Source organism: Gracilibacillus saliphilus, from assembly GCF_010994085.1.
Lineage (GTDB): Bacteria > Bacillota > Bacilli > Bacillales > Amphibacillaceae > Gracilibacillus > Gracilibacillus lacisalsi.
On record NZ_WJEB01000018.1, the window covers coordinates 1 to 5,245 of the forward strand.

2 protein-coding genes and 1 other annotated feature are annotated in these 5,245 nt (G+C 37.8%); both genes read right to left on the minus strand.

Going from position 1 to position 5,245, the window contains the following annotated elements; genetic code table 11:
- Nucleotides 1–446: 446 nt before the first annotated feature.
- A complete protein-coding gene (leuS, locus tag GHT08_RS12820; protein WP_163581792.1) occupies nucleotides 447–2,864 on the minus strand; it encodes a leucine--tRNA ligase in 2,418 nt (805 codons plus the stop codon).
- Between the two features lie 77 nt (nucleotides 2,865–2,941).
- Nucleotides 2,942–3,163: a binding site (T-box leader), on the minus strand.
- Between the two features lie 74 nt (nucleotides 3,164–3,237).
- Nucleotides 3,238–4,896, minus strand: a complete 1,659-nt coding sequence (locus GHT08_RS12825) for a glycoside hydrolase family 13 protein (protein WP_163581793.1) — start codon at nucleotides 4,894–4,896, stop codon at nucleotides 3,238–3,240.
- Nucleotides 4,897–5,245 lie beyond the last annotated feature (349 nt).

Consider the following 5,245-nt stretch of genomic DNA (forward strand, 5'->3'; position numbering starts at 1 on the left):
CTGAGCCAAGATCAAACTCTCAATAAAAGACTTGCACATGGATGTGCTGATGCCAATGTTGCGACAGGACGTCGCGTTCTTAATTGGCAACATTTGACCTCGCTCGCTTCTAAAAGCTAGCTTTTGTTTCATGTTTAAAATCATACTGGTTGTTTTGTTCAGTTTTCAAAGATCAATGTCTTTTTGAAGCGACAAATAAATTATAGCAAATCGCTATATATCTGTCAATAACTTTTTGAACTCTTTTTAACGAGCCGACTTTCACAATGTTACAGACTATTTTTGAAAAAGTCAATACCTTATTTCAAATTTTATTATGGAATGATACAAATTAAAATATACATTAAAATTTTAGTATAACGTAATTCTGTCATCAGATAATGTTAAAACCCGCTTCTGCAATTAGAAACGGGTTTTATATATGAGGTTTATCGAAAGTATGCTATTTAATTCGCAACAATATTCACTAACTTACCAGGTACTACAATCACTTTACGCACCGTCTTTCCTTCGATACGTTCTTTAATAGCTTCTTGTTCTAGAGCTTTTTGTTCAATTTCGTCTTTGGACGCATTTTTATCCACCATCATCTTCGCACGAACTTTCCCCATGATTTGGATAACAATCTCTACTTCATTTTCCACTAATTTAGATTCGTCATATTCTGGCCATTGCTCATACACTAATGAGTCGTCATGTCCAAGCAACTGCCAAACCTCCTCTGATAAGTGCGGAGCTACAGGTGATAACAACTTCACAAAGCCTTCCACGTATACTCTAGGGATTTCCTCTGCTTTATAAGCTTCATTAATAAATACCATCATTTGTGAGATACCTGTGTTGAATCGTAAATCCTCAAAATTCTGCGTAACTACTTTTACTGTTTCATGATAGATTTTTTCTAAATCATCTGAACGATCTACTTCCGTTACTTTATTAGATAGTTGATGGTCATCTGTTACAAACAAACGCCAAACACGATCTAAGAATCGTCTTGAACCGTCTAAACCATTGGCACTCCATGCTACAGAAGCATCTAATGGCCCCATGAACATTTCATACAATCTTAATGTATCTGCACCATGTGTTTGGACAATCTCATCCGGGTTCACAACATTACCTTTGGATTTACTCATCTTTTCATTATTTTCACCAAGAATCATACCTTGGTTAAACAGTTTTTGAAATGGCTCTTTAGTCGGTACAACACCAATGTCATATAAAAACTTATGCCAAAATCGTGCATACAATAAGTGTAATACAGCATGTTCAGCACCACCTATATAGACATCAACAGGTAACCATTCCTTTAACGTATCAAAGTCTGCAAGCTTCTCAGGATTATGCGGGTCGACATATCGTAAGAAATACCAACAGCTTCCTGCCCATTGTGGCATCGTATTTGTTTCACGACGACCTTTCATACCTGTTTCAGGATCCGTCACATTGACCCAATCTTCTATATTCGCAAGTGGAGACTCTCCTGTTCCCGAAGGTTTTATTTCAGCGGTTTTTGGGAGCACTAATGGTAACTCTTCTTCTGGAACAGCAGACATCGAGCCGTCTTCCCAATGGATAACCGGAATTGGCTCTCCCCAATAGCGTTGACGACTGAACAACCAGTCTCGAAGGCGATAAGTTACTTTTCGCTCTCCTCTCTTTTTACCCTCTAACCAATCAATTGCTTTAGCAATAGCATCTTCTTTATTTAATCCATTCAAAAAGTCGGAGTTAATGTGAGGACCATCACCCGTAAATGCTTCTTCTTCTATATTACCACCTTCTAAAACAGGGATAATTTCAAGGTTGAATTGTTTCGCAAACTCATAGTCACGCTCATCATGTGCCGGAACCGCCATGATTGCACCAGAACCATATGACATTAACACATAATCAGCAACCCAAATAGGTAGTTTTTTTCCGTTAATTGGATTAATTGCATAAGCTCCAGTAAAAACGCCTGTTTTATCTTTGGCTAGGTCTGTTCGCTCCAAGTCACTTTTTGTCTTTACGTTTTCTAAGTATGCACTGACATCTTCCTGCTGCTCCGCTGTAACGACTTTGTCCACTAACGGATGCTCTGGTGCTAATACAGCATAAGTAGCACCAAATAATGTATCTGGTCGTGTCGTAAAAACGGTAAAGGATTCATCATGAGCATCTATATCAAAAATGACTTCTGCACCTTCAGAACGGCCAATCCAGTTACGTTGCATGTCTTTAATACTTTCCGGCCAATCTAATTCATCTAAATCTTCCAATAGACGATCAGCATAAGCAGTGATTTTTAGCATCCATTGCTTCATTGGTTTTCGTTCAACCGGATGTCCGCCGCGCTCACTTTTTCCATCTATTACTTCTTCATTAGCTAACACTGTACCCAAGGCAGGGCACCAGTTAACCGGAACTTCATCAATATAGGCTAACCCTTTTTCATATAGCTTTAAGAAAATCCATTGCGTCCATTTATAATAATTTGGATCTGTTGTATTCACTTCACGATCCCAATCATAAGAGAAACCTAACTCCTGAATTTGTCGACGGAAGGTATTAATATTCTGTTCTGTAAAATCTGCAGGGTCATTTCCAGTATCCAACGCATATTGTTCAGCTGGCAGACCAAATGCATCCCAACCAATCGGATGTAATACTTCATATCCTTGCATTCGTTTCATTCTTGATAAGATATCAGTTGCTGTATAACCTTCTGGATGTCCAACGTGCAAACCGGCCCCAGATGGATAAGGGAACATATCTAACGCATAAAACTTATCCTTATCAGAACCTGTATTCGTTGCAAATGTTTTGTTTTCTATCCAATAATTGCGCCATTTTTCTTCAATTTGTTTATGATCAAATGACATATCTTCCTTCCTCCTTCGAACCATTATGTATATACCGAACATATGTTCTTGAACGCAAAAAAAACTCCCTAATCCCAAAATGGGACGAGAGAGATTCCCGCGGTACCACCCAACATTAGTGTTAAGCTATTTATTAACACTCACTTAAAATCCTTAACGCGGATAACGACAAAAGCTACTACCATTGTTCACTTTTGTAACATCTGAGGCGAGTTCGTAACAGGATAGTAGTGACTTGCACCAACCGCCACCTCTCTTAGCCTAATCCTATAACTACTATTCCTCTTCATCGTCATATATGTTCTATTGTACATAATCTGCTTTACTTTCTGATAGTTTAAAGAAATGTCTGAATTTTGTCAAGGAGTGTCCATCACCAGATATAAACCTTTGCTTCATAAGGATCTAAAACCATCTTTGCCGATAATTGCTTTCCTTCTACATTTGTTAATACTAGTTCAGGAGTATTTTCAAGGACATGTGTAGGAATGCTTACTTCCGCCTTTGAACCAAACAAGTTCGTAATAATAAATGCACCATGCTCATTTAACTTTCGCGTATACGCGTACACCTTATCATGATTAGCTAATTCAAGTTCATAACTACCATACACAAGAACTTCATATCGTTTTCGTGTCGCAATCATTCTTTTATAGTATTGTAAGATAGAATTCGGATTTCCTTGCTGGGCTGCCACATTTATTTCCTTATAGTTTGGATTGACTTTCAACCAAGGTGTTCCACTCGAAAAACCTGCATTTACCTCGTGATTCCATTGCATAGGCGTTCTGGAATTATCACGACCACTCTTCCAGATCTTTTTCATTATTTCTTCGTGTGACTTACCTTCCGCAATCTCGTTATCATACATATTTTTGATCGCCACATCGTTATAATCATCAATCGAATCAAAGCGCACATTAGTCATACCGATCTCTTGCCCTTGGTAAATAAAAGGTGTCCCATGCATAAAGAAAAACATAGTCGCTAAACATTTCGCCGATTGTTCACGATATTGATCGTCATTCCCCCAAGTCGAAACCGAACGAGGCTGATCATGATTTTCTAAGAAAAGCGCATTCCACCCAACACCTTCCAACCCTTTTTGCCACTTCGTCAATGTTTGTTTTAAAGTGTGGATATCTAATTTCCCTTCTGCACTCATATTCCACAGACCTAAATGCTCAAATTGAAAAATCATATCAAAATATCCTTTTTCTTCACCAACCCATTGATCAGCATCCTCTATCGTAACACCATTCGCTTCACCAACTGTCATAATATCATAATGATGAATAGTCTCTTTCGCAAATTCTTTTAAAAACTTATCAATACCTGGTCGATTCATATGGCCGTCGAAGGAAGGTACATATTTTTTGTTAGCAGGGTTTGGCAGATCAGGAAACCCTGGCACTTTTTTAATATGAGATATCGCATCTACCCTAAATCCATCTATTCCTTTATCTAACCACCAATTCACCATGTCATAAAGATCCTGTCGCACATCTGGATTTTCCCAGTTTAAATCAGGTTGTTTAGTAGAAAAAACATGCATATAATATTCTTTTGTCTTCTCGTCATATTCCCAGGCAGATCCGCCAAAGATTGATTCCCAATTGTTCGGCTCTTTGCCATTTCTGCCTGGATGCCAAATATAATAGTCGCGATACGGATTATCTTTTGATGAACGAGACTCAATAAACCATTCATGCTCATCTGAGGTGTGATTAATAACTAAATCCATGATTAATTTCATATTACGACTATGTACTTCTTCCAGAAGCAGATCGAAATCTTCCATTGTCCCGAAATCATCCATAATCTTTTGATAGTCACTGATATCGTAGCCGTTATCATCATTAGGGGACTCATAAATAGGGCTGATCCAAATCACATCAATACCTAAATCTTTTAGATAATCGAGCTTTGCAATAACACCTTGTAAATCTCCGACTCCGTCTCCGTTTGAATCCATAAAACTACGTGGGTAAATTTGATATGCTACTGCCTCTTTCCACCATTTTCTGTTCATAAAATAACCCCCTTAAATGCCTTCACCTTTCCTCTTTCTGCTCTGAGGAGACACTTTAATCTCTCTATAACTTGCGCAAGCGATTGCATACATATAATATTATCACTTAATGTTTTTATGTCAATAGTATTTATCGAATTAAAAAGTTCATTATAATGATAAAGCAATCGATTGCACTTAGCGAAAAATTGCTGCCCGATGAAATCTATGCAAGTATGGAGAATCTTTATTGAGCGGACATTGAATCCCTTATTCGGTTCATTTCAAGTTAGATTAACAATATTTTCGATGAATAACGGAATAGATGTCCACTGCTTCTTCAAAAACGGCATTTATGACACAAATAACG